22 protein-coding genes are annotated in these 23,266 nt (G+C 48.0%); 20 read left to right on the forward strand and 2 right to left on the reverse strand.

The genetic code is table 11. The features are described 5' to 3' along the window. Positions 1-17 precede the first annotated feature (17 nt). The 12 genes from C4885_RS04740 (at position 18) to C4885_RS04795 (ending at position 10,623) form a co-directional block, all read left to right on the forward strand. Complete coding sequence (locus tag C4885_RS04740) at positions 18-227, forward strand: hypothetical protein (protein ID WP_006573505.1); 210 nt, start codon at positions 18-20, stop codon at positions 225-227. Between the two features lie 19 nt (positions 228-246). Next, positions 247-1,290: an O-acetyl-ADP-ribose deacetylase gene (locus tag C4885_RS04745; protein WP_006573506.1), complete on the forward strand. Its 1,044-nt coding sequence runs from the start codon at positions 247-249 to the stop codon at positions 1,288-1,290. Between the two features lie 5 nt (positions 1,291-1,295). Continuing rightward, complete coding sequence (locus C4885_RS04750; protein ID WP_113999252.1) at positions 1,296-2,828, forward strand: hypothetical protein; 1,533 nt, start codon at positions 1,296-1,298, stop codon at positions 2,826-2,828. A 22-nt stretch (positions 2,829-2,850) separates the two neighbouring features. Continuing rightward, on the forward strand, positions 2,851-4,359 hold the full coding sequence (locus C4885_RS04755; RefSeq protein WP_113999253.1) for a DNA methylase: 1,509 nt from the start codon (positions 2,851-2,853) through the stop codon (positions 4,357-4,359). Then, positions 4,356-4,778: a hypothetical protein gene (locus tag C4885_RS04760; RefSeq protein ID WP_113999254.1), complete on the forward strand. Its 423-nt coding sequence runs from the start codon at positions 4,356-4,358 to the stop codon at positions 4,776-4,778. The genes C4885_RS04755 and C4885_RS04760 overlap by 4 nt, the downstream gene beginning before the upstream one ends. Next, positions 4,778-5,539 (forward strand): VWA domain-containing protein, encoded by a 762-nt coding sequence (locus tag C4885_RS04765; RefSeq protein ID WP_199488075.1) that lies wholly within the window; start codon positions 4,778-4,780, stop codon positions 5,537-5,539. Before C4885_RS04760 ends, C4885_RS04765 begins: the two co-directional genes overlap by 1 nt. Beyond that, positions 5,536-6,195: an SIMPL domain-containing protein gene (locus tag C4885_RS04770; protein WP_113999255.1), complete on the forward strand. Its 660-nt coding sequence runs from the start codon at positions 5,536-5,538 to the stop codon at positions 6,193-6,195. Before C4885_RS04765 ends, C4885_RS04770 begins: the two co-directional genes overlap by 4 nt. A 236-nt stretch (positions 6,196-6,431) precedes the next feature. Then, a complete protein-coding gene (gene mobC, locus C4885_RS04775; RefSeq protein WP_113999256.1) occupies positions 6,432-6,761 on the forward strand; it encodes a plasmid mobilization relaxosome protein MobC in 330 nt (109 codons plus the stop codon). Next, entirely contained in the window at positions 6,722-8,086 is a 1,365-nt protein-coding gene (locus C4885_RS04780; RefSeq protein ID WP_199488076.1) for a relaxase/mobilization nuclease domain-containing protein, read from the forward strand. The genes mobC and C4885_RS04780 overlap by 40 nt, the downstream gene beginning before the upstream one ends. A 149-nt stretch (positions 8,087-8,235) precedes the next feature. After that, positions 8,236-8,475 carry a helix-turn-helix transcriptional regulator gene (locus C4885_RS04785; protein WP_113999258.1) on the forward strand — a complete coding sequence of 80 codons (240 nt, stop codon included), beginning with the start codon at positions 8,236-8,238 and terminating at the stop codon, positions 8,473-8,475. 65 nt (positions 8,476-8,540) lie between these two features. After that, the gene (locus C4885_RS04790) at positions 8,541-10,115 is read left to right on the forward strand and encodes a class I SAM-dependent DNA methyltransferase (protein ID WP_113999259.1); all 1,575 of its coding nucleotides are present in this window, start codon (positions 8,541-8,543) and stop codon (positions 10,113-10,115) included. Further along, positions 10,099-10,623 carry a restriction endonuclease subunit S gene (locus tag C4885_RS04795; RefSeq protein ID WP_113999260.1) on the forward strand — a complete coding sequence of 175 codons (525 nt, stop codon included), beginning with the start codon at positions 10,099-10,101 and terminating at the stop codon, positions 10,621-10,623. The genes C4885_RS04790 and C4885_RS04795 overlap by 17 nt, the downstream gene beginning before the upstream one ends. Here C4885_RS04795 and C4885_RS04800 read toward each other — a convergent pair. Beyond that, complete coding sequence (locus C4885_RS04800; RefSeq protein WP_199488077.1) at positions 10,620-11,306, reverse strand: restriction endonuclease subunit S; 687 nt, start codon at positions 11,304-11,306, stop codon at positions 10,620-10,622. The two genes, C4885_RS04795 and C4885_RS04800, sit on opposite strands and share 4 nt — an antisense overlap. Before the next feature lie 333 nt (positions 11,307-11,639). Between C4885_RS04800 and xerA the strand changes: the two genes are divergently transcribed. The 7 genes from xerA (at position 11,640) to C4885_RS04835 (ending at position 21,647) form a co-directional block, all read left to right on the forward strand. Beyond that, positions 11,640-12,623 (forward strand): site-specific tyrosine recombinase/integron integrase, encoded by a 984-nt coding sequence (gene xerA / locus C4885_RS04805; protein WP_113999261.1) that lies wholly within the window; start codon positions 11,640-11,642, stop codon positions 12,621-12,623. Between the two features lie 8 nt (positions 12,624-12,631). After that, positions 12,632-13,780 carry a restriction endonuclease subunit S gene (locus C4885_RS16420; protein ID WP_158538811.1) on the forward strand — a complete coding sequence of 383 codons (1,149 nt, stop codon included), beginning with the start codon at positions 12,632-12,634 and terminating at the stop codon, positions 13,778-13,780. 26 nt (positions 13,781-13,806) lie between these two features. After that, a complete protein-coding gene (locus tag C4885_RS04815; protein WP_113999262.1) occupies positions 13,807-14,304 on the forward strand; it encodes a hypothetical protein in 498 nt (165 codons plus the stop codon). Positions 14,305-14,323: 19 nt separating this feature from the next. After that, the gene (locus tag C4885_RS04820) at positions 14,324-17,464 is read left to right on the forward strand and encodes a type I restriction endonuclease subunit R (protein ID WP_113999263.1); all 3,141 of its coding nucleotides are present in this window, start codon (positions 14,324-14,326) and stop codon (positions 17,462-17,464) included. A 27-nt stretch (positions 17,465-17,491) separates the two neighbouring features. Further along, entirely contained in the window at positions 17,492-18,883 is a 1,392-nt protein-coding gene (locus tag C4885_RS04825; RefSeq protein WP_113999264.1) for an NYN domain-containing protein, read from the forward strand. Between the two features lie 29 nt (positions 18,884-18,912). Further along, entirely contained in the window at positions 18,913-20,961 is a 2,049-nt protein-coding gene (locus C4885_RS04830) for an ATP-dependent DNA helicase (protein WP_113999265.1), read from the forward strand. 74 nt (positions 20,962-21,035) lie between these two features. Continuing rightward, positions 21,036-21,647, forward strand: a complete 612-nt coding sequence (locus tag C4885_RS04835) for a hypothetical protein (RefSeq protein ID WP_113999266.1) — start codon at positions 21,036-21,038, stop codon at positions 21,645-21,647. Between the two features lie 276 nt (positions 21,648-21,923). Here the strand turns inward: C4885_RS04835 and C4885_RS04840 are convergent, their stop codons facing one another. After that, on the reverse strand, positions 21,924-22,499 hold the full coding sequence (locus tag C4885_RS04840; protein ID WP_008982971.1) for an SLOG family protein: 576 nt from the start codon (positions 22,497-22,499) through the stop codon (positions 21,924-21,926). A gap of 151 nt (positions 22,500-22,650) precedes the next feature. Here C4885_RS04840 and C4885_RS04845 point away from each other — a divergent pair, with 151 nt between their 5' ends. Next, a complete protein-coding gene (locus C4885_RS04845; protein WP_006573527.1) occupies positions 22,651-22,980 on the forward strand; it encodes a helix-turn-helix domain-containing protein in 330 nt (109 codons plus the stop codon). The last annotated feature ends 286 nt before the right edge of the window (positions 22,981-23,266 follow it).

Below are 23,266 nucleotides of genomic sequence, written 5' to 3' on the forward strand. Positions count from 1 at the left end.
CAGGAGATGATGATCGCATGAAAATCCTACATGAACTTTCTTGGCTATGGGAAACGCTGGGCATTGCGCTTGTTGCTGCGGCTGTCTGCATGGCTTGCGCTGCGCTGATTGGCAAGGCAGCGAAGAAGAAGCTCGACAAAAAGGTGTTGGCGGTCGTAGGGGCAGCGGCATTTGTGGGCGCGATTCTGGCGGTCATTCTGATCGCCCGGACACCGATGCCGCTTTGATAGGACGGAGGATAGAATCATGCCGCTTCAAATCGTCAGAAATGACATCACGAAAATGAAGGTGGACGCCATCGTCAACGCTGCCAACGAGTCGCTGCTGGGTGGCGGCGGTGTGGACGGCTGCATTCATCGTGCTGCAGGACCGGAGCTGCTGACGGAATGTGAAACGCTCCACGGCTGCAAAACCGGGAGCGCAAAAATCACGAAGGGCTACAAGCTGCCCTGCAAATATGTCATTCATGCTGTCGGTCCGCGCTGGTATGACGGACGGCATGGTGAGCGCGAACTACTGACATCCTGTTATCGGACATCGCTCATGCTGGCGAAGGAATACGGCTGCGAATCGGCTGCGTTCCCTCTGATTTCCTCCGGCATTTTCGGCTATCCGAAGGATCAGGCTCTCAAAGTGGCGATTGACACCATTAGCAGTTTCCTTCTCGAAAATGAAATGACGGTGTACATCGTCATTTTTGACCGCAAAGCCTATCAGATCAGCGGCAAGCTGTTTGCCGATATTGCAGCGTACATAGATGACCGCTATGTGGATGAGCATACTGATAATCGTTCCGAGCGTCTGCGCAGGATGAACGCCTTCCGGATGGAAGAACCCATGCCTTGCGAGGCATCCGTTTGTGAAGAGGCAATCGAACAGCTCATGCCTCCCGTCTCTGCGGCGGCTGCCCCCAAAAAGGCGGCAACCCTTGATGACGCGCTGGGACAGATCGACGAGAGTTTTTCCGAGATGCTTCTGCGAAAGATTGATGAGCGCGGCATGACGGACGCGCAGTGCTATAAGAAGGCGAATATTGACCGGAAGCTCTTCTCGAAGATCCGCTCGGACAAGTCTTATAAGCCTTCCAAGCCCACGGTCATTGCGTTTGCCATTGCCCTTGAGCTGCCGCTTGTTGAAATGAAGGATATGCTCATGAAGGCTGGCTTTGCGCTCTCCCACTCCAACAAGTTTGACATCATCGTGGAGTATTTCGTGGAGCATGGGAACTATAATGTCTTTGAGATCAACGAGGCTCTGTTTGCCTTCGACCAAAGTTTAATAGGAGCATAAGGTCTATGGATAAAGTGTTTCAGAAATTTTTGCGAAGTGGTGTTGACCTTTCGCCCGTAGGGGTGGAGCGTCGTGAAGATAACAACCCATACTTTTGCACGCCAAAAGGTGCATCTATTTTTGGCTGGGCGGGTGTGGACGGCATCCACTTCTGCTTTGTTCGAGACTTTGGCGGTATGGTATTTTCCGTCAGTCCCATGAACGCGGCTCCGGATTTTGTTCATCCGCTGGCAAACGATTTTGAAGACTTTCTGAGGTTGCTCCTTGCTTGCAGTGATTCGGCAGCGCTGGAACAGGCGTGGATGTGGGATAAAGCCCAGTTTGAAGCCTTTTTGCAGGACAACCCTCCAACGCAGGATCAGCAAAGAACGCTATCAGAGCTTGCTGAGAAAATGAAATTGACGCCTATGGAACAGCCGTGGGTATACATCAAAAAGCTGCAAGCATCTTTTGATTATAGTAAGATCAAGTACACCGAGGACTATTATGATGTTGATATGAACCCAGAAGCAGAACCGACCATGCCTGAGTGGAAGGTCTACTTTGATGGAAACTTCTGGGGACATTCGGGAAAAGACCATGCCGGAACGGAAATCCGGTTGAATAAGCAATTTGACTGGGCGAGGCATCATTGGGTTATTCCTGCGGCGTATTCTTGCAGCAAGGGACTCGTCATGGACTTTTGTATGCGTACCCCGGAAGAAGACATTCGCAAGTTCATAACTAAATGGGATTTACACCCCGAAAACGACTCCTGCGAATACTTCACGCAGGAGCAGCAAATGCAGATAGATTTAGACAATCCACTTTGCCTTGACTTTATTCCTCGTTTGGAATTGAACGGGAAAACAATGCTGACCTCCCACGGCTGTTCCGTGGTCTTTAATCCATGTTTGCCAGACGGGGTGATCAATGAAGCGGAAGCAAAGTGGGCATTGGAACACTATGATTTGGATACATCCTATGGATGGATGATTTTTCGGGCAGCTTTTCCGTGGACAAGCAAACGCCGTCCTGAAATAAAAGCCCTCTCCCTTACAATGGAGCAGCAGTCGTGTCGTGTCCCGGGACCACATTTCAAGGCACACGCTCCCGGTGATTCGTTTTCTTTCCTCCATCCGGTCAGTGGAAAAAAATACACATTGACTGTACAGGAATTAGAGCAGCAGACAATTTCCGAAAAGCGTTACGGTTCTGACCGCTGGTTTTATCCTACGCATTTTACTGCTATGAGCTATACACTTTCTCCTGAACCTGACAGCGATGTTACGATCTGTGATTGCGCTGAGGGGGACAAGCCTTTGGAAATTGCGCCATGCTCTGACCGCTATGCACCAGAGGCACGAAACGATATTGCTTGTATCGGCATTATCGGCGGAGCGGACGGTCCAATCGCAATCGTGTGTGGAGACAGCTCAAAAGAAAAACTTCATGCAGTTTGTTCCTCTCTACACTTTGAGCCGGTGGAGGGTGATATTGAATGGCGTATCGTATTCAACATTAAAAGCTCCAATGAAATGTCATTAGGGCTGATCTAAGAAGAAAGCGGAGGCAAAGAAGGTGAAACAACACACTTACATCGCAATCGACCTGAAATCCTTCTACGCCTCCGTGGAGTGCCGGGAGCGCGGCTTAGATCCTCTGGACACAAACCTTGTTGTTGCGGATGAAAGCCGTACCGATAAGACCATCTGCCTTGCCGTCACGCCCTCCCTCAAGAGCTACGGTATCTCCGGACGCGGGCGGCTATTTGAAGTCAAACAGCGCGTGAAGGAAGCGAATGCCGGACGGCAGCACGACGCGCCGGGACACAGATTGGACGGCACATCACACTTCTACTCTGAGCTGCAAGCAAACCCGTATCTGGCGATTGACTTCATCATCGCGCCGCCTCGGATGGCGTACTACATGGAGTATAGCACCCGCATCTATCAGGTTTATCTCAAATATATTGCCCCGGAGGACATCGTGGTCTACTCCATCGACGAGGTGTTCATGGACGTGACGGACTATCTGAATACCTACAAGCTCTCGGCACATGATCTCGCCATGAAGATTATCCTCGATGTGCTTGAGACAACCGGCATCACGGCAACCGCTGGGATCGGGACGAACCTCTTTCTCTGCAAAGTGGCAATGGACATTGTAGCGAAGCACATCCCAGCCGACAAGAACGGCGTCCGAATAGCCGAACTGGATGAAATGAAGTTCCGGCGTGAGCTTTGGGCGCACCAGCCTCTCACGGATTTCTGGCGCGTGGGTCGAGGTATTGCGAAGAAACTTGAGCAGAATGGGATGTTCACAATGGGCGATGTTGCCCTTTGCTCGGAGCGGAATGAGGACTTGCTTTATAAGCTGTTCGGCAAGAACGCGGAATTGCTCATCGACCATGCGTGGGGCTGGGAGCCTACGACCATTGAGGCAATCAAGGCATACCGTCCCAGCTCCAACAGCATCAGCTCCGGTCAGGTATTGCACTGTCCCTACGAGCCGCAGAAGGCGAAGCTGGTTGTCCGGGAAATGACGGACTTGCTTGTGCTGGACTTGGTGGACAAGGGACTTGTCACCGACCAGATGGTTCTCACCGTCGGCTATGACATTGAGAACCTTACCGATCCGGCACGACGGGCAAAGTATCACGGTGCAGTGGAGAAAGACCCCTACGGGCGGGAGATTCCCAAACAGGCGCACGGCTCTATCAACCTCGACGGTCACACATCATCTACCCGCAAAATAATGTGCGCTGTGTCAGAACTCTTCGACCGGATCGTGGACAAGAATCTGTTTGTCCGCCGTATGTATGTTGTAGCAAATCATGTCCTGCCGGAAGCGGACGCGCCGAAGAAAAATGACGGTGCTGTCCAGCTCGATCTCTTTACCGACTATGCCGCCGAAGAGAAAAAACAGAAAGCTGAGAATGCCGCCTTGGAGCGTGAGCGGAAAATACAAGCCGCCACGCTTGCAATCAAAAAGAAGTATGGAAAGAACGCCATCCTCAAGGCAATGAATCTTGAAGAAGGTGCAACCGCGAAAGACCGCAATGCGCAGATTGGAGGGCATAAGGCGTGAACAGAAAATACAACGAGATCATGGGGCTTCCTCACCACGTCTCCAAAACGCGATCACAAATGCCGATGTCAGATCGTGCAGCGCAGTTTGCGCCCTTTGCCGCCCTCACCGGCTATGATTCTGCAATCAAGGAAACCGGACGTCTGACCGACGAAAGGATTGAGCTTGATGAGGGAGCCTTGACCGCTTTGAACATGAGGTATCAGCTTCTCATGGATGCCCTTGATGAAGAGCCGGAGGTTGAAATAACCTACTTCAAACCTGATGAGCGCAAAGCTGGCGGTGAGTATGTAACTGCAACCGGCGCAGTCATAAAGGTTGATGACTTTGAGCGCCTGATTACCATGCAGGACGGCACGAAGATTCCGATGGATGACATCCTAAGCATTGACGGAGAGCTGTTCTTGTCCTTAGAATAATGTCGCTTGCCATGCGACCAAATGAAGTGAATACCGAAGTACAATATGACTGTAAGGTGAGACACCAAGCAGTCATATTTTTATATACGGAGGTACAAAACATGAGAAAGAACTTGACGGAGATCGTATTCATCCTTGATCGCAGCGGCTCTATGAGCGGACTGGAAACAGACACCATCGGAGGATTCAACTCCATGATTGAAAAGCAGAAAAAAGAGAATGGCGAGGCATTGATCTCTACCGTTCTCTTTGACAACGTGAGCGAGGTTATCCATGACCGTGTGCCGGTTCAGAAGGTGGAGCCGATGACCGACAGGGACTATTCCGTTCGCGGCTGCACCGCGCTTCTGGATGCTATCGGCGGAGCGATTCATCACATTGGGAATGTCCATAAGTACGCAAGAAAAGAGGATGTCCCTGAACACACACTGTTCGTCATCACAACGGATGGCATGGAGAATGCAAGCCGCCGTTATGACAGCGAGAAGGTCAAGAAAATGATTGAGCGTCAGAAGGAAAAGTATGGCTGGGAGTTTTTGTTCCTCGGTGCAAACATCGACGCGGTTGAGACGGCAAGGCATTTCGGAATTGGTGCAGACCGAGCGGTCAACTACCACTCTGACCATGAGGGAACGCAGCTCAACTATGAAGTTCTGAGCGAAGCGGTTTCTGCTGTCCGATGCAGCGTACCACTGGGTACGAATTGGAAAAAGCGTATTGATGAGGACTTCAATTCCAGAAAGGACGGGAGAAAGCAATGAGAACGATCACCGTAAAAGGGACAGGAAATGTCTCCGCAAGACCGGATTACATCATCCTCTCCTTGAACATTGAAACCTTATCTAAAACCTATGACCGTGCAATGTCGGAAGCTGCCGAGAGAATCGAAAGACTGCAAGGTGCCGCAGTCTGCGTTGGGTATCGCAAAGAAGACTTGAAAACCACGAGCTTTGATGTCCAGACAAGATACGAGAACGTCAAGGATCGGCAAGGAAATTACAAGCGAGAGTTTGTCGGATATGCTTGCAGCTATCGCTTGAAACTTGCATTTGACTTTGACAGCAAACAGCTTGCAAAGGTCATTTCTGCGATTGCGGATTGCGGTGCAAAGCCGGAACTCAGTATTGCATTCACTGTAAGAAACCCATCAGCGGTCAGCGAAAAGCTGCTGATCAGCGCGACGGAGAATGCCAGAGCGAAGGCGGAGATTCTTTGCAAAGCATCAGGCAGTACGCTTGGGCAGCTACTCAATATCGACTACAACTGGGGCGAACTCAATGTGTATTCCAGAACAAGCTATGAGGTCGAAGACTGCATTCAGCCTCTTATGGCGATGAGTAAATGCTCTGCGCCAGAGATCGAGCCGGACGATATTGACGGGTCGGACACCGTGGCTTTCACATGGGAAATCCAATGATTTTTTGACTTTTTTGAAATCCGGTACTCAACAAACGCTCTTATTGTGTCCGTTGTAAAGTGAAGGGACATTTCACGGAGGAATCTTCGGGGAATACGATTTTGGGAGATTAGCAAGCAAATCCGGTGAGTACCCACCGGAGAAAAATCAGTTAAGGGGACCCTGCCCTTAACATCAGATTTTTGCTTGTTGGGATAGCCCCAAACCCTTCTAATCTTTACGACGGAGGGCGCAGCATGGTACGAAGAACACGAGACATTCAGAAGAAGATTTGGCTGACACCGCAGGAAGAACGGACGATTGCAAAGAAGATGGAGATGATCGGCACGGAGAACTTCAGTGCGTATGCAAGGAAGATGCTGATCGACGGCTACATCATCGTTGTGGACTACACGGAGCAGAAAAAGCTCGCCGCCGAAATCAACAAGATCGGTGTGAACATCAATACCGTCTGCCGCAGGATCAACTCGACGGGACGATTCTATCAGGACGATATTGACGAGCTGAAAGAAAAGATGGATGCTGTATGGCAGTTACTAAAATCAAAGCAATCCGAGGAACTTTGAGCAAGGCAATCGCGTACATTTTGAATCCCGAAAAGACCGATGAGAAGCTGCTGGTCTCGTCCTACGGCTGTGCCAGCGAGACCGCAGCGCGGGAATTTGAATGGACGCGAAAAATAGCCGAGCAAAAAGGGATGAATCCGGTCAGGATCATAGCCCGTCATGTGATCCAGTCCTTTGAAATCGGAGAGGTCACACCGGAACTTGCCCACGAGATCGGCAAGCAATTTGCGGATGAAATCCTCGGTGGAAAATACGAGTATGTGCTGACCACTCACATTGACAAAGACCATGTTCATAACCATCTGATTTTCAATGCGGTTGACTTTGTGGACTACCACGCATACAAGAGCTACAAGCGGATTTACTATGATATGCGTGAGGTCAGCGACCGGCTCTGTATGGAAAACGGTCTCTCTGTTATCCCTCCCTCTCAGAACAAGGGCATGGGCTATAAGGAATACACCGAAGCCAAACGCGGTACGAGCTGGAAGCAAAAGCTCAAGCAGACCATTGACCGGCTTGTCATCACAGCGAAGGACTACGATGACTTTCTGCGGCTCATGCAGGAAGCCGGTTATGAAATCAAGACCGGCAAATACATCTCCTTCCGCGCTGAAGGTCAGGAGCGGTTTACCCGGTCTAAAACCATCGGAGAGAACTACACCGAGGAACGCATCAAGGAGCGGATTGCCGGACGGACGCCCCGAAGAAGCCGGAAGCAGACCGCACCGAAGGGCATCTCTCTCATCGGAGATATTCAGGAGAGGATCAGACTTATCGACAGCAAGGGCTATGAGTATAAAGCCAAGCTCACGATCCTCAAGGAAGCGGCGCGTACGCTTAACTATCTCACGGAAAACAACTTGCTCCAATACGCCGATCTTGAAAGGAAGGTCGAGGACGTTCACAGCTCCTATGACCGCACCGGCAAGGAACTGAAAGGTGTTGAAGCACGACTGCGGGAAGTCCAGCCGCTCATCAAAAACATCTCCAACTACCAGCGGCTCAAGCCCGTATATGACGCATTCCAGAAGGCAAAAGATAAGCCGGGTTTCAAAGCAAAGCACGAAGCCGAGCTTGTGATCTTTGAGGCAGCGAGAAGCACATTACTTGCCATGCAGGGAGATGAAAAACTGCCGAGCTTGAAGACGCTGCAAGCGGAGCAAGCGCAACTCTTTGAAGAACAGGAACGGCTATATGCTGAGCGGAACAGGCTCAAAAAAGAAGTAAAGCAAATAGAGACGATCAAGTCTAATGTTGATACGTTCCTCTCTCCTTCTGCTGACCATGACCGTGATCATCGGCGCAGCACACAGCGCGAATAGTCCTTTCAAAAGCAGGGCATCTCCTGTTGACCGGAGATGCCCTGCATCCTTGAGAGAAGGTTCGAGAAATTGAAACTTTTTCTTTAATTTCTGAATCAACGAATTGCTTTTGAGAATGAAATCCAGTATAATATTATAAGCGATGTTGAATGCAAGCAAGCGAAAGGGTGGTTGCCGTGCGCATAAGCTATAAGAAACTATGGATGCTTCTTCTGGAACGCGACATAAAGAAGGCTTCTCTACGACATGAGGTAGGGTTGTCTGCCGGAACATGGACAAAACTGAATAAGGGGGAAGAAGTGTCCCTCTCTATTTTGCTGCGCATTTGTGATTACTTGAACTGTGACATCGGAGATATATGTGAGGCTGTGCGAACGGACAAGAACTGAGTCCGGTTTTTCGTACAGCTCTTTTTGTAAAATAGGTTAGATAAATACACAGGGAGGATTTTGATATGGCACGAGCCGCATCGGCACCGAAGAAGGAGATTTCTATGGAGGAAGCTCTGTGGAAGTCCGCAGATAAACTCCGTGGTTCTGTCGAGCCAGCAGAATATAAACACGTCGTTCTCAGTCTCTTCTTCTTGAAGTTTGCCAGCGATAAGTTTGAGGCACAAAGGAAAGCTATTTCTGAAAAATACGGTGAGAAGTTTGTTGACAATGTTGCCTTCTATACGAAGGACAATGTATTCTTCCTGCCTGAGATCAGCCGTTGGTCTTTCATCATGGAGAATGCGAAACAGGATGACATTGCGCTGAAAATCGACACCGCCCTCTATACGATTGAGAAAGCGAATCCCGCACTGAAAGGCGCACTACCGGACAACTACTACTCACGTCTTCACATCGACACAGCGAAGCTGGCATCACTGCTGGACGAGATTGATAAGATCAACACCGGCGATAAAGAGAATGACATTATCGGGCGGGTCTACGAATACTTCCTGAGCAAGTTTGCACTTGCGGAAGGCAAAGGCAAGGGCGAGTTCTATACGCCGAAGTGCATTGTCAATTTAATTGCAGAAATGATTGAACCGTATGATGGCATTCTCTACGACCCTTGCTGCGGTTCTGGCGGTATGTTCGTGCAGTCAATGAAGTTCGTGGAGGCACATCACGGCAACAAGAAGAAGGTCTCTATCTATGGTCAGGAATATACAAACACGACGTACAAGCTGTGCAAAATGAATCTGGCTATTCGCGGCATCTCTGCAAACCTCGGAGAAATGGCAGCGAACACATTCACCAATGACCAGCACAAGGACCTCAAGGCAGATTACATTATGGCAAACCCGCCTTTCAATCAGAAAGAATGGCGTGGGGATAATGAGCTGATTGATGATCCGCGCTGGGACGGCTATGAAGTTCCGCCCACGAGTAATGCAAACTATGGCTGGATTCTGAATATTGTTTCAAAGCTCTCTCAAAACGGTGTTGCCGGTTTCCTGCTTGCAAACGGCGCACTGTCTGACGATGGCACAGAGCTGAAAATCCGCCGTCAGCTCATCGAGAACAATCTCGTCGAAGCAATCATCATCCTTCCCCGAAACCTCTTCTACACCACGGACATCAGCGTTACGCTTTGGATTCTGAACAAGAATAAAAAGGCTCGTGTGGTTGAAGAAAACGGTGAAGTAAAACGCTTCCGTAACCGTGAGCGCGAGATCCTTTTCATGGACTTGCGGCAAATGGGAAGCCCTTATGAAAAGAAGTATATTGAACTGACAGAAGAAGACCGTGCAAAAGTCACGAGCGTCTATCACGCATGGCAGCAGGAAGGCTATGAAGAAACTTATCAGAATGTGCCTGAATTTTGTTACAGCGCATCTTTCGATGAGGTTGTTGAAAAGGGCTTTACCCTTGTTCCGAGCCGTTACATTGAGTTTGTAAACCGCGATGAGAACATCGACTTTGATACGAAAATGAAGACGCTGCAAAGTGAACTGCGTGATCTGCTCATTGCAGAAGAAAAGTCAAAGGCAGACCTGTTGACCGTGTTTAAGGAGCTGGGCTATGAAATCGAATTATGAACCTCTTGGTAAACACATTCGGCTTGTTGATTATCGAAACTCCGAGGAAGTCACCAGCACTGTTCTTGGCATAAGCATCGACAAAGAGTTTATGCCTTCCGTCGCAAATGTAATTGGCACAGATTTGAGCCGGTATAAGCTAATCAGCAAGGGATTGTTTGCCTGTAACCCAATGCACGTTGGGCGCGATGAACGTCTTCCGATTGCGCTCTATGAGAAAGACAGCCCCGCAATAGTTTCTCCGGCGTATTTCATGTTTGAGATTATTGACCGCGATGTCTTAAATGAAGAGTATTTGATGATGTGGTTTCGTAGACCGGAGTTTGACCGTGAGTGCTGGTTCATGACGGACGGCAGTGTTCGAGGCGGAATTTCATGGGACGATCTTTGCCGTATAAAGCTCCCTGTTCCCTCCTATGCGAGACAATGTGAGATCGTTAGGTCCTACCGTGCAATTACCGACCGCATTGCTTTGAAGAGAGTGGAAAATGATAATTTAGTGGCTTAACTTACCATCTTCGACAGAATTGACTCACGAAGTTCCGTTAGCTGCTGTACCTCTTTTTCAACAAGTTTCTTATGCTCAATAAACGGGATGATTGAATTGTGAAATTGCTTGATAATTTCTTCTGGTGGAGAGACTATATCAAGGTTTTCAACGCCGCTTTTCGTCAGATGAGCCATGACACTCCCGTGACCTTCTTTACTTAACTTATTAAGCTCCTGCTTTAAGTAGAGAAAGATGTATTCACGGTAATATGGGGCTGTTTTGGAAAAATCAATTTTCCAAATATGGTAGTGATAAATCGTTTTTACGTCATTCCAGATATACAAGCCGAACGAAGCCGACCAGCAGAATAACAGATCATCGGGATAGCAATACTTGTTGTCCTCAAGCTCCATGTCAGAGTAGTACCAGCTATTTTTTGTGAAAAAGTTACCTACTCGTAAAACCCTGTATTTACCTGAGTCGAGAAGTTCTTCCTGACTATACGCTCTCCCGTTTAGCAGATCGCATAGATCACAGAATTTGCAGACGCTCCAACTTGCAGGAATTTCACCGAGCTTTGTAGCACAGGTAGGCTCAGACTTGAATGGAGTAAAGTCAACAAAGTAGTTTTTGTAAATTGCTTGCATGGTGGAATCTAAATTATCATTTACAGGAGGAATGACCACAATGAAATGTACCAACTGCGGGAATGATAATCCTGCTACCCTCTGGGATGAGGGAGACACAATTTACTGCTCAGTGTGTACTCACAGAACGCGGAAAACCGACTTTGAAGACGATTCTGTTCAATGTCCATACTGCCACCGCCTGAGAGATAAAAAGGCGATGTATTGTAGATATTGCAATTCCTCTGACTGGACACCAAGTAGTCCGGCAGAGTTTGCCGAAATTGATAAGATATTAAAGGACATGGGCTATTAGAAATTGAAACACTCTCACCAGTGGCGAGAGTTTTACCCTAAGAACTGCCACTGAAAAGTCGTTCTCTGAGAATATTCAAAGGAGACACGACAATGAAAGAACAACTGATTCAAGAAGTGCAGCGTCAGATGCTTCCGTTTCTGAACAACGCACAATTAAAACAGCTTCAAAGCGTCCTTGAAGGGGTGCTGAGTGGCGTAGAGCTAAGTCACAGCGCGGGCATGGTAGAAAGCGCAAAGGTCGATACGGTTGCCTGTTTCATCAACGCAAAACGCATTGAAGGCTGCTCAGAAAAAACCTTGAGCTATTACCGTCAGACCATTGTGTCAATGTTGTCCGGCATTGAAAAAGAGCCACAAGAGATCGTAACGGAGGACTTGCGGAAGTATCTAACAGAGTATCAGACGAGCCGGAAGTCAAGCAAGGTCACGATAGATAATATTCGCCGCATCCTATCCAGCTACTTTTCGTGGCTTGAAGATGAGGATTACATCGTAAAAAGCCCGGTACGCCGGATCCACAAGGTAAAAACGGCAAAAGTGATCAAGGAAACCTATACCGACGAGGCATTAGAAATCATGCGGGACAACTGCTGCAATGTCCGCGATCTTGCGATGATAGACCTTCTTGCGTCCTCTGGAATGCGTGTTGGTGAGATGGTTGCCCTTAACCGCGATGACATCAACTTCAATGAACGGGAATGCGTTGTTTTCGGAAAAAGAAGTAAGGAACGGATCGTTTATTTCGATGCCAGAACAAAAATCCATCTCCAAAACTATCTGGAAAGCCGCACAGACACCTGTTCAGCGTTGTTTGTCTCGCTAACCGCACCGCATGACCGTTTGCAGATTGGCGGCGTAGAAAGACGGCTTCGAGAACTGGGGAAAAGGCTGAATCTGCCTCGTGTCCATCCACATAAGTTCCGAAGAACACTGGCAACGTCTGCCATAGATAAAGGGATGCCCATAGAGCAAGTCCAGCAGCTCTTAGGGCATCAGAAAATCGACACGACCATGCACTATGCTATGGTCAAACAGCAAAACGTCAAGCTGGCACACAGAAAATACATAGGGTGAGGAATGGTATGTACAAATCAATAGATGAACTTGTTGAAAGAATAGACGAACGAAATAGCGATGGAAAAATCTCAACGCTCATTGGAGTGAGTATTGACAAGTGTTTCATCAACTCTGTTGCAAATATCAACGGGACGGATTTAACCAAATACAAAATAATCCGTAGAGACGATTTTGCCGTGAGCCTAATGCAGGTGAGTAGAGATTCAAAAATCCCAATCGCCCGGTTGAAGGACTACGATCAGGCTATAATGTCACCAGCCTACCCGATATTCAGAGTTAGAGATACCAGCGTAATTCTTCCGGAATACTTGGAAATGTGGTTCATGCGACCTGAATTTGATAGAGAAGCTGCGTTTATTGCGGTCGGCGGAGTTAGAGGGAGTATGCCGTGGGAAGAATTTGCAAAGATGAGACTTCCTGTTCCGAGTTTGGAAAAGCAGCATCAGGTTGTTCGTGCCTACCAAATTGTCGCTGATCGTATTGCAATCAAGCGGAGGATAAATGATAATTTGGTTGCGACCGTTACTGTAATCTACCGCAGGATGTTTATTGAGGGTGGCAGAATATATCCGACTGCCCCACTGAAACAACTTTGCTCTAAAATTGGAAGTGGTGCAACACCGAAAGGCGGAAAAACAGCATATCAAGAGTCAGGTGTTTCACTTATCCGAAGCACAAATGTCTTTGATTACGCCTTTTCCTATGATGACCTTGCTCATATTTCTGATGAACAAGCAGACCAACTCTCAAATGTGGTTGTCGAGGAAAATGATGTCCTTTTCAATATAACTGGCGTATCGGTTACACGATGCTGCATCGTTCCGGCGGATGTTCTTCCTGCTCGTGTAAATCAGCACGTCATGATATTGCGTCCCAATACGGCTATGCCAATGAGCTATTACGTTATGACAACGCTTTGCTCTGCCGAAAACAAAGCCAAACTCATGGGAATCGCCCAGTCTGGTTCGACCAGAGAGGCAATTAACAAGCAGGAAATGGAGTCTTTCTCGATTCCGGTTCCGCCCACAAAAGAAGTACAAGATTTTGAGATTAAGGCGCGTGGGCTATACGAATCTGTCATCCGGAACACAGAGGAAATTATGCGGCTGAATGTCATGCAGCAGCTACTTTTGTCACAACTATCAAGCCGCTAAATTATCATTTACAGGAGGGCAATACGATGACAATTTCAGATATTTTGCAACACCCTGTATTGCCTTTTGAAATTGAGGATGTCAAGCTGGTCAAACTATTCAGCTTCTTCCTTCATTCTGCCCCCACAATCGAAAGTGCAACGGCAATTTCAATGGAGGCGGCAAGACTTGATCAGAACTGGATGAGCTTTATTACTTCCTATCCGAAAGAATCTTGGCTCGTTATCGCACCAAACTGCACGTTTGGAGCGTATATGATAAAAGCCGGTCTTGATGGAAACGCAGTTGTATCTCGTCGAAAGAAAGGGTTTGTCTACAAGAGAAAATCGAAGGATGAAACAGATTGCGAAGCCTGTCTGCGCCATATCCGTAATGCCATTGCTCACAATAATGTATTTTTACTGAATGCTGGCAATCGCAAGTTCATCTTGTTTGATGATTATAATAAGGACAAAAAACATAATGCGCGGTTGCTCTTTACCCAGAGCGATCTTCAACGCTTAAAATCAGAGATCACAAAGTAATTTAGGAGGGGTGATAAAAATGGCAAACTTCAACGAGCATTCTCTTGAAATGTCCATCATGGAGTTGTTTCAGGATGAAGGTTATATCTATTTGAATGGTGAGCAGATCCACCGTGAACGCTCTGAGGTTCTGCTTATCGATGATCTGCGGAAGTACCTCCTGAACAGGTATGCCTCAGAGGGACTTACCCCAAGCGAAGTTGATAGCATTATCCTTCGTCTGAGGTCTATTTCCGGCACGATCTACGAAGCAAACAAAGCAGTTTGCAAAATGGTTTGTGACGGCTTCATCTTCAACCGCGAAGATCACACAAAGAAAGACCTTTACATTGAGTTGATTGACTTTGATGAGCCAGAGAAAAACGTGTTCAAGATCGTCAACCAATTTGAAATTGAAGGCATCAACAACCAACTACGCATACCGGACGGGATTGTATTCATCAATGGCATTCCTGTTGTTGTTCTTGAGTTTAAGAGCGCAGTCAAAGAAAACACAACGATCATGGACGCCTATACTCAGCTTACCGTGCGTTATCGCCGTGATATTCCTGAACTCTTCAAGTATAACGCCTTCATCGTCATAAGCGATGGTGCAAATAATAAATACGGTTCCTTCTTCTCCCCGTATGACTTCTTCTATGCGTGGAGAAAGATTGAAGCTGACGATAAGGAATTGGACGGCATCAATTCCCTTGTAACTATGGTGAGCGGACTGTTCCGCAAAGAACGGCTTTTGGCAGTCATCAAGGATTTTGTCTATTTCCCTGATAGCTCGGACAAAGACCTCAAAATCGTCTGCCGCTATCCTCAGTATTTTGCTGCGGTCAAGCTGTTTGAGAATATCAAGGCACATCTCAGACCGGAGGGAGACGGCAAGGGCGGCACATACTTCGGCGCGACAGGCTGCGGAAAAAGCTATACTATGCTCTTCCTCACAAGAATGCTTATGAAGAGTACCTTCTTCCATAGCCCTACAATCCTGATTATTACCGACCGAACGGATTTGGATGACCAGCTCTCAAAGCAGTTTGTAGCATCTAAGAAGTACATTGGTGACGAAACCGTTGTGAGCATTGATTCCCGCGAAAAGCTGCGTCAGGAACTTCAAGGCAGGACAAGCGGCGGGGTGTACATGACCACCATCCAAAAGTTCACCGAGGACTTGGAGCTTCTGACGGATAGAGCGAATGTGATCTGCATATCCGATGAAGCACACCGTAGTCAGATAAACCTCGATCAGAAAGTCAAGGTCACTGCCGAAGGTGTAGAGCGAAGCTATGGATTCGCAAAGTACCTACACGATTCTCTCCCCAATGCTACCTATGTCGGTTTCACCGGCACGCCCGTAGATGGCACGATTGAAGTCTTCGGTCCGGTTGTCGATGCCTACACAATGACAGAGGCGGTCAAAGACGGTATCACAGTCAACCTTGTCTACGACGGACGCGCTGCACGGGTCACGCTTGATCAGGCAAAGGTTCGGGAAATTGAAGATTATTATGATCGCTGTGCTGTTGAAGGCGCAAATGAGCATCAGATTGAGGAAAGCCAGAAGGCGGTTGCTCATATTGATGCGATCATCGGTGATCCTGACCGACTTCACGCAGTTGCGGAGGACTTCATTAACCACTATGAGACCCGCGTTGCCGAAGGAGCTACCGTTGCAGGAAAAGCAATGTTTGTCTGCTCTAATCGCAAGATTGCATACGCTTTTTATCAGATTATAGTTGGAATGAGACCGGAATGGGCAGAGAAAAAGGTTTGCCCTGACGGGGTTCAACTGACGGAAAAAGAGAAAAAGGAACTCAAACCCATCGAGAAGATCAAGCTCATCATGACGCGAAATAAAGATGATGAGCCTGAGCTATATGAAATGCTGGGAACGAAAGAGGATCGCAAGGAGTTTGACCGTCAGTTTAAGAACGTTAAATCAAACTTCAAAATTGCCATCGTTGTTGATATGTGGCTTACCGGCTTCGACGTACCGGCACTCGACACAATCTACATCGACAAGCCCATCCAGCAGCACAGCCTTATCCAGACGATTTCCCGCGTCAACCGCGTCTATACCGGCAAGGACAAGGGCTTGATCGTGGACTACATCGGCATTAAGAAAAACATGAATCTCGCCCTCAAGAAATACACCAACTTTGAGAGCGATGAGTTTGAAGGCGTCGAGCAGTCTATCACGATTGTTAAAGACCAGCTCGATGTCTTGGCTCAGATGTTCCACAACTTCAATAGCACGGATTACTTCAACGGCTCACCGAAAGAGCAGCTTGCTTGCCTCAATCGGGCTGTTGAGTATGTACAGCTCACGGAAGATTTGGAAACTCGCTTTATGGCGGCAGTCAAACGCATGAAACAAGCGTTCAACCTATGCAGTTCAAGTGAGGCTATCTCTGATAAAGAAAAGGACTATCTGCACTTCTACTGTGCTGTGCGCTCTATTCTTTTCAAACTCACAAAGGGTGATGCCCCTGACATTTCACAAATGAATACCCGTGTCCGTGAACTTCTTGAAGGTGCAATTCAATCTGATGGTATAGAGGAACTGTTTGAGACGGGAAAGCACATCTCTGTTGATATTTTCAGTGACGAGTATCTGGATAAGATCAATGCAATCCAACTTCCAAACACAAAGATAAAGGTGTTGCAGAGGCTTCTTTCTCAAGCGATTGATGAGTATAAAAAGGTCAACCGCATTATGGGCATGGAGTTCTCAGACCGCCTCAAGCGGGTTGTTGATGAGTACAACAATCGCCGTCGTGATGAGGCTTTTGCTAATGAAGTTCTTGACGATGTGGCGGAGCAGCTTGCGAAGCTCCTTGAAGAACTCAAAAAGGAAAAAGACTCCTTCAAGGGCATGGGAATTGACTACGAGGAAAAAGCCTTTTATGACATTCTCAAGGCGGTTGCCAAGAAGTATGAGTTCGAGTACCCGGACGATAAGATGATTGAATTGTCAAAGCGGATTAAGATTATTGTCGATGACAAAGCTAAATACACCGACTGGTCTACCCGTGATGACATTAAGGCAAATCTGCAAGTTGACCTCATACTGCTACTGGATGAATTTGACTATCCCCCCGTAACCATTGATGATGTCTACAAGGAGGTTCTGGAACAAGCTGAAAACTTCAAAAAGTACGCTCAATAACCCGCGTTCCATCGAAAGGAGTAGATCATGGGCAATTCAGTCATGTTGAATGGCGTCGAATATGCCGGAGAACAGATTGCATACAAAGACAGCACCTATGAACTTGTGTCAAAGGTAGCATATCTGATCGGCGTCCCGCTCCGTATTTTTCAAAATGAACACGAGCCGCCGAAGATAGAGATATACGACCGGCTTGAACAGGATAAAAATGCCCGTATCATTCGCAATCTCTGTATCATCCGCACCGCCATTGAGCGCAACTACCGGAGAATAAATGACATCATGCGGATGGAGTATCGAGGGCTGCTTTCAATGCCAGAGATCATCCCGGCTTCCAGTATGCAGCAGCTTTCAAACGACGGAATCAGCTTTATCAAAAAGTCGAGTACAAAGCTCTGCCACCACATTATCGAGATTAACCGGCTGATTTCAGACCGCATTAACAACTGCAAAAGCCTCTTTCCAATCTGGATTAACTGGACGTACATAAAAGATCTGTTCATTATGCCAAACGGCTTGACAGAGGACGGAACGAAAGATGCTGCCGATATTTATTACGCAAGTCTCTCCTACTACCCCTATCAAATGTATATCAACTGGGTACCGATGGACGAGGGTAATGTCCTCTATAATGATAAGAAGTTTGCTACCCTGCTTTATCAATGGCATTGCGACGCCTTCACGGAATACAGTAAAGTCTCTGATGCAGGGGCTTTTGTAAAAAACAATATCTACGACTTCATTGATGACAGCGAGAAGACCGTATTGGTGGTGGACTGCGAAAACTCCGACCCGTACAAGCTGTGTGCCACGCTCAAAAATCTTGATTATGAGGTCATGCAGAAAATTACGGCGATCATTCTCTTTGATGACGTACATACCGCTACGGCATGGCGGATTCTTGAAAACTACACCCGCATCCCCGTTGAGCATATCATGATTGAGCGGATCAAGCAGAACAAATCACTGGTAGACATCAAGCTCACCGCAAGAGCCTGTCAGGAACACTACCAGAAGCAAGTGGATTCCTTCGTCATCGTCTCAAGCGATTCCGACTACTGGGGGCTTATCTCTTCCTTGCCGGACGCCAGATTCCTTGTCATGATTGAGCGGGAAAAATGCGGACCGGATATGAAGGCGGCACTCGCAGAATCCGGGATATTCTACTGCTATCTGGATGACTTCTACTCTGGCAACAGCGAGGACATCAAGAAAAACGCACTATTCAAGGAGATGTACCGCTGGATTGACAACTCCGTTCACCTGAACGTCAACGATATGTTTGACGCTGCTCTGCGAAACACGAGGATCGAAATGTCTCCCGCAGAGCGGCGGCAGTTCTATGAGAAGCACATCAGACACATGACGCTGACCATCGACGAGAACGGAAACGTCAGCATTGAACTGAAACGCGGATAGCATAGGTTTCTATTCCGGGAGGAATGTGGATGGACAACAGATTCTATTTTGGATTCAATACATCGGAGGAACGGAAAAAGCGCAGAAAAGCAGAGCTGTACTCCATGAGTGAGCAAGTCAGCACCTTCTTTTGGGATGAAGCCCCGCAGCATGGTTTGGAAATGCGTGAGGGACAGCAGGATATGTCCTTTGAGATTGTGGACGCCCTCATAAACGATCAGCATTTTGCGATTGAAGCTGGCGTGGGCATTGGAAAGTCCTTTGGCTATCTTGTGCCGGTGCTGCTGTACAGCAAACGCATGAACAAGCCGGTTATCATCGCAACCTCGACCATTGCGCTTCAAGAACAGCTCTGGCGCGATGTCCACGCGGTAATGCCCCTTCTTGGGCTGAACAGAGATGTTATCCTCGCAAAAGGACAGACCCATTATCTCTGCAACAAACGCGCAGATGAGTATATGTGTGACCCGAAAGCAGACCCACCGGACGCGATCAAAGAAGGAATCAAGCAAGGGTATGAGGAACGCAAGGATTTCCCGGAGGTTTTGCCGCAAGGAGTCTGGGACAAGGTAAACGTGCAGCGGTTCAGCATGAAGAATTGTGGCTCCTGTGAAAAGAAGTGCAAGTATTACAAAGTCCGCGCAGCATTAAAGTTTACGGATGGAGTGGTACTGTGCAATCAGGATTTTTTAACCCAGCATCTCATGAAACTCCGGCGCGGTCAGGAAGGGCTGATTAACGCCGCCGCTGATCTGCTTGTCGTGGATGAAGCACACAACTTGGATGATAAGGTGCGGAGTGCCACAACGGAGCGTTTCGGGCAAGGTATGCTCTTTGGAATGATTAAGAACGCATTCTATGAGCTGCGATCCTTTGACCAGAGCAGTGTGTCAGGTGAAAAGCGAGAGGCAGAGAGCGCAATCATCGCCTTCTATAACTGCCTGAAAGCACAAGTCCAAAAGCAGATCAACGAGGCAGAACAGGATATGCGCTACGCTGACCGCTTTTTCTTCGACAACAATGGCAGTGCGATTGAACTGCTTACCGAGATGAACGCCGCCATACACAACCTTTCGTCCAGCATTCAGATTTATTCCAGCATGGATTTCAGAAACAACCGTTCCTTTGCTGCCTCTGATGATCTGGATGCCGTCAGCGAGTCCCTTTCAGAGCTTCTTGACCAGATAGACGATATGCTGATCTGGATTGAGCAGCACGGCAGCAACACGGAACTCGTCTATTGCCCTAAAAACACAAAAGAAATTGTGAGCCGCCTATACTTCAATGGTGATGAAAGAACCATCTTGACCTCTGCCACGCTGACGAACGCCACGAGCGGGTCTCTGGAAGAACAGTATTCTTACTTTATCAGCAATACCGGCTTTCCCGCTGGTGACCGCGGCTGCTTATCCGAGCCAAAGCCTTCCCCATATCCATACGATGAACACGCCATGATCTACTATTGCGACGATCTCCCGCACCCGACCAGAGAACATGAAGCCTTCATTGAAAAGGGTGTGGAGCGACTGCTTGAGATCCTGAGCATTTCCAACGGAAAGGCACTCGTGCTGTTTACGGCAAAGACCGACATGGAAGAGGTCTACTCCATTCTCAGTGAGAAAAATCTTCCGTACAAAATCTTGATGCAGCAGCCGGGATCGTCGCAGGACAAGGTGCTGAATGAGTTTAAGGAAGATACGAACTCCGTGCTTCTGGGGACGGGTGCATATTGGGAAGGTATCAGCATTGAAGGAAAAAGCCTTTCCAATGTCATCATTTTCCGGCTTCCGTTTCCTGTCCCCGATCCAATTATCGAGTATAAGTGTTCCGTTGCTAAGGATGCCCTGATGGATGTTCGTGTTCCCGAAATGATTATCAAGCTCAAGCAGGGCATCGGGCGATTGATCCGTAATTTCACAGACACCGGCATTGTCTGCATCATCGACCGAAGACTGCGGGATGAGCCGCCTGAACGCTATCATGATATTACATGGGACTCCCTGCCTATCAAAAATCGGACAAGCAGTTTGGAGGAACTGAGGAAGTTTTACGAAGGGCTGCCATCAGCCAAGGAATGATGATACAAACGGCAGTCTCTTCGGAAACATAGAGCAGCCCCCCAAAAACGAGAATCAGAAAATGGAGGTGTATCATGGTGTACAATGAAAATCTGCACGAAGAAGAACAGCATCTGATCCAGCAGATCGCCGAACAAACAGAGAGAGGAAAAATCGACTGGGAACTAACAGAGTACAATCCGCTGTCCTTTCTGAATGAGGACAAGATAGACAAGAACCCAGCAGTAATCTGTCAGTCCTTCTCCTTTGAAGCGATCATCGGCGGCTCCCGTTACGAGCTTGATGTCATGGAGAATATTGATGTGCCGTCCGGTATGGGAGACTACACCATAACCTTGACGCGGGATGAAATCGAAAATTATCTTAAAATTGAGGATGCGCTTTCCTTTGACTGTGACCGCTATGAATGCACACCGGAGGAAGTCGCAGAGCGATTTACGGACAGCCCCATTGTCCGTCTCTGCAACGCCATCATTCCTGCCACGCTTGGGCAGGAAGATTTAGAAGAGGTCTTCACATGGGCAAGGTTTTTCAACGAGACTGGCATTTCTGCAAAGCTGATGAATCATCCGCTGACCAAGCTCTGTGAAAAGCTGTTCGACGAACACCGTCTGATGGACTTCCATCGCTGCGTCTTGGATGTGGGCTATCGAAAGCTGCTCCTAAATGAACTGGCTCATAACTAAGACACGGAAAAACGCCCCCGACACTGTGCCAGACGCACAGTGCCGGGGGCGTTCCCGTTTCCAGCGATTTATTTTTCTCTCGGCAAGGGACTGTTCATAAGGTGACACTTTCCGTTTTGCGAAGCCGCGAAAATTCGATGTGTTCCGTGGAGATGTTCACTGGGCAGCATACGCCGTACACGTTTCCAATAATCACTGAGTAATGCAATGTGTATTCGCTATCGGGAAATACTTCACGGTTTTCGCAACGCTTGTTTCAGGAGTGGGATTTTTGCCTTATTCCCGCGTGACATCAAGGGAAACCGGATTGATAACGATGATAGATTTGCCCTTTTTGTGGGCATATCTCACGGTGTTCCCGGTACCGCTGGGGCATCCATTCCATACTGCGAGAATATAATCGGCGTGATCGACCATGTACCGATTTCTCTTGTCCATGCAGTCCGACGTGTACTCCCGTTGCAGCATGGTCTCCTTGTCACACTTTGCCGCGATATTATAATACCGTTCCCGTGAAGCCACAGACCATTTGATCGCTTGTGTCTCACAAGGGATTGCACTTTCCAGAGTAATGTGAGGGTATTTCGATTTCAAATCGAGTACAATTTCCGCAGCGTACATATCGACGCCAAGAGCCATGCCGGTAATAAAATGCGTGACGCCCTCGTTCTCGATGAGTGCTACAATCTGATCCCGCATAACAGATTTCAAAGAAGTACAACGCTTATCGGATTCATCAAAGCCGAACGGAAGACTCTGCGGTCTATGACCGGTAAACGCACAAGTCTTGCCTTGAACGGATTGCTTTTCAGCTTTTTGAGCAGACTTTCTAAACTCAATAATGCGCGACATGACACCCCTTCTTTCACTCTTTTGGTAGGTAACTCCATTCTATCACCCTCATCACGGACAGTCAACGCATTGTCGTTAGTAAAATCAACGACGGCGTACCGTGGATAATGACACCGCCGTTAGGTACACTAAATGCAAAGGTGGTGAGGCTATGCGAGAGAAGAAGGACATCAATATTGAAATCGGCGGCAATATTCAAGTGGCAAGAGAACAGGCGGGCTATACGCAGGACACGCTCTCAGAAATGCTTGGCATGACGCCGAATCACCTGAGTGCTATTGAGCGTGGTGCTTCCGGTATTTCTCTTGAAGCCTTGCAGCGTCTTTGCCGTTTGCTGGGCGTCAGTGCGGACCGAATTATCTTTGGGACCGATGAGCCAGAAGCGGAAGCCCTTGCCCTTGCCAGACGTATTTCGGATATAAAGCCGGAATACCGGCAACAGGTTCAAGAGCTGCTGTCCGCTATTTTGAATATGTCATAAAAAAAGAGCCTCTGCCGACACCCAAAACGGGCATCGACAGAGGCTCTTGGTTTGTTTTCCGGGCATTCAAACAAGTGCCGAAATCGACCCTTATTCTCGCTCTATTGCTGGAACTGTGCGGGGAATATAATCACACTGGGCGGTCATTCCTCGTCGCTCTGAGGCTTGCAATCACAGGCTTTTTCGACCCCTAACTGTCTACACCTCGATGCCTTGCGGGAGAAGTGCGGACAGGCGATGAGATCGGCACGGAAACTCTGCTTGCAGCTATGGACGCAGCGGACGC

Origin of the sequence: Subdoligranulum sp. APC924/74 (assembly GCF_003324125.1) — a bacterium.
In the GTDB taxonomy this organism is placed as follows: Bacteria; Bacillota; Clostridia; order Oscillospirales; family Ruminococcaceae; genus Gemmiger; species Gemmiger qucibialis.

What these genes read in the sequence shown, in the direction of transcription:
- C4885_RS04740 (WP_006573505.1), top strand. Translation starts at nt 18, where the DNA reads ATGAAAATCCTACATGAACTTTCTTGGCTATGGGAAACGCTGGGCATT.
- C4885_RS04745 (WP_006573506.1), top strand. Translation starts at nt 247, where the DNA reads ATGCCGCTTCAAATCGTCAGAAATGACATCACGAAAATGAAGGTGGAC.
- C4885_RS04750 (WP_113999252.1), top strand. Translation starts at nt 1,296, where the DNA reads ATGGATAAAGTGTTTCAGAAATTTTTGCGAAGTGGTGTTGACCTTTCG.
- C4885_RS04765 (WP_199488075.1), top strand. Translation starts at nt 4,778, where the DNA reads ATGTCGCTTGCCATGCGACCAAATGAAGTGAATACCGAAGTACAATAT.
- C4885_RS04770 (WP_113999255.1), top strand. Translation starts at nt 5,536, where the DNA reads ATGAGAACGATCACCGTAAAAGGGACAGGAAATGTCTCCGCAAGACCG.
- mobC (WP_113999256.1), top strand. Translation starts at nt 6,432, where the DNA reads ATGGTACGAAGAACACGAGACATTCAGAAGAAGATTTGGCTGACACCG.
- C4885_RS04780 (WP_199488076.1), top strand. Translation starts at nt 6,722, where the DNA reads ATGGCAGTTACTAAAATCAAAGCAATCCGAGGAACTTTGAGCAAGGCA.
- C4885_RS04785 (WP_113999258.1), top strand. Translation starts at nt 8,236, where the DNA reads ATGCAAGCAAGCGAAAGGGTGGTTGCCGTGCGCATAAGCTATAAGAAA.
- C4885_RS04790 (WP_113999259.1), top strand. Translation starts at nt 8,541, where the DNA reads ATGGCACGAGCCGCATCGGCACCGAAGAAGGAGATTTCTATGGAGGAA.
- C4885_RS04795 (WP_113999260.1), top strand. Translation starts at nt 10,099, where the DNA reads ATGAAATCGAATTATGAACCTCTTGGTAAACACATTCGGCTTGTTGAT.
- xerA (WP_113999261.1), top strand. Translation starts at nt 11,640, where the DNA reads ATGAAAGAACAACTGATTCAAGAAGTGCAGCGTCAGATGCTTCCGTTT.
- C4885_RS16420 (WP_158538811.1), top strand. Translation starts at nt 12,632, where the DNA reads ATGTACAAATCAATAGATGAACTTGTTGAAAGAATAGACGAACGAAAT.
- C4885_RS04815 (WP_113999262.1), top strand. Translation starts at nt 13,807, where the DNA reads ATGACAATTTCAGATATTTTGCAACACCCTGTATTGCCTTTTGAAATT.
- C4885_RS04820 (WP_113999263.1), top strand. Translation starts at nt 14,324, where the DNA reads ATGGCAAACTTCAACGAGCATTCTCTTGAAATGTCCATCATGGAGTTG.
- C4885_RS04825 (WP_113999264.1), top strand. Translation starts at nt 17,492, where the DNA reads ATGGGCAATTCAGTCATGTTGAATGGCGTCGAATATGCCGGAGAACAG.
- C4885_RS04830 (WP_113999265.1), top strand. Translation starts at nt 18,913, where the DNA reads ATGGACAACAGATTCTATTTTGGATTCAATACATCGGAGGAACGGAAA.
- C4885_RS04835 (WP_113999266.1), top strand. Translation starts at nt 21,036, where the DNA reads ATGGTGTACAATGAAAATCTGCACGAAGAAGAACAGCATCTGATCCAG.
- C4885_RS04840 (WP_008982971.1), bottom strand. Translation starts at nt 22,499, where the DNA reads ATGTCGCGCATTATTGAGTTTAGAAAGTCTGCTCAAAAAGCTGAAAAG.
- C4885_RS04845 (WP_006573527.1), top strand. Translation starts at nt 22,651, where the DNA reads ATGCGAGAGAAGAAGGACATCAATATTGAAATCGGCGGCAATATTCAA.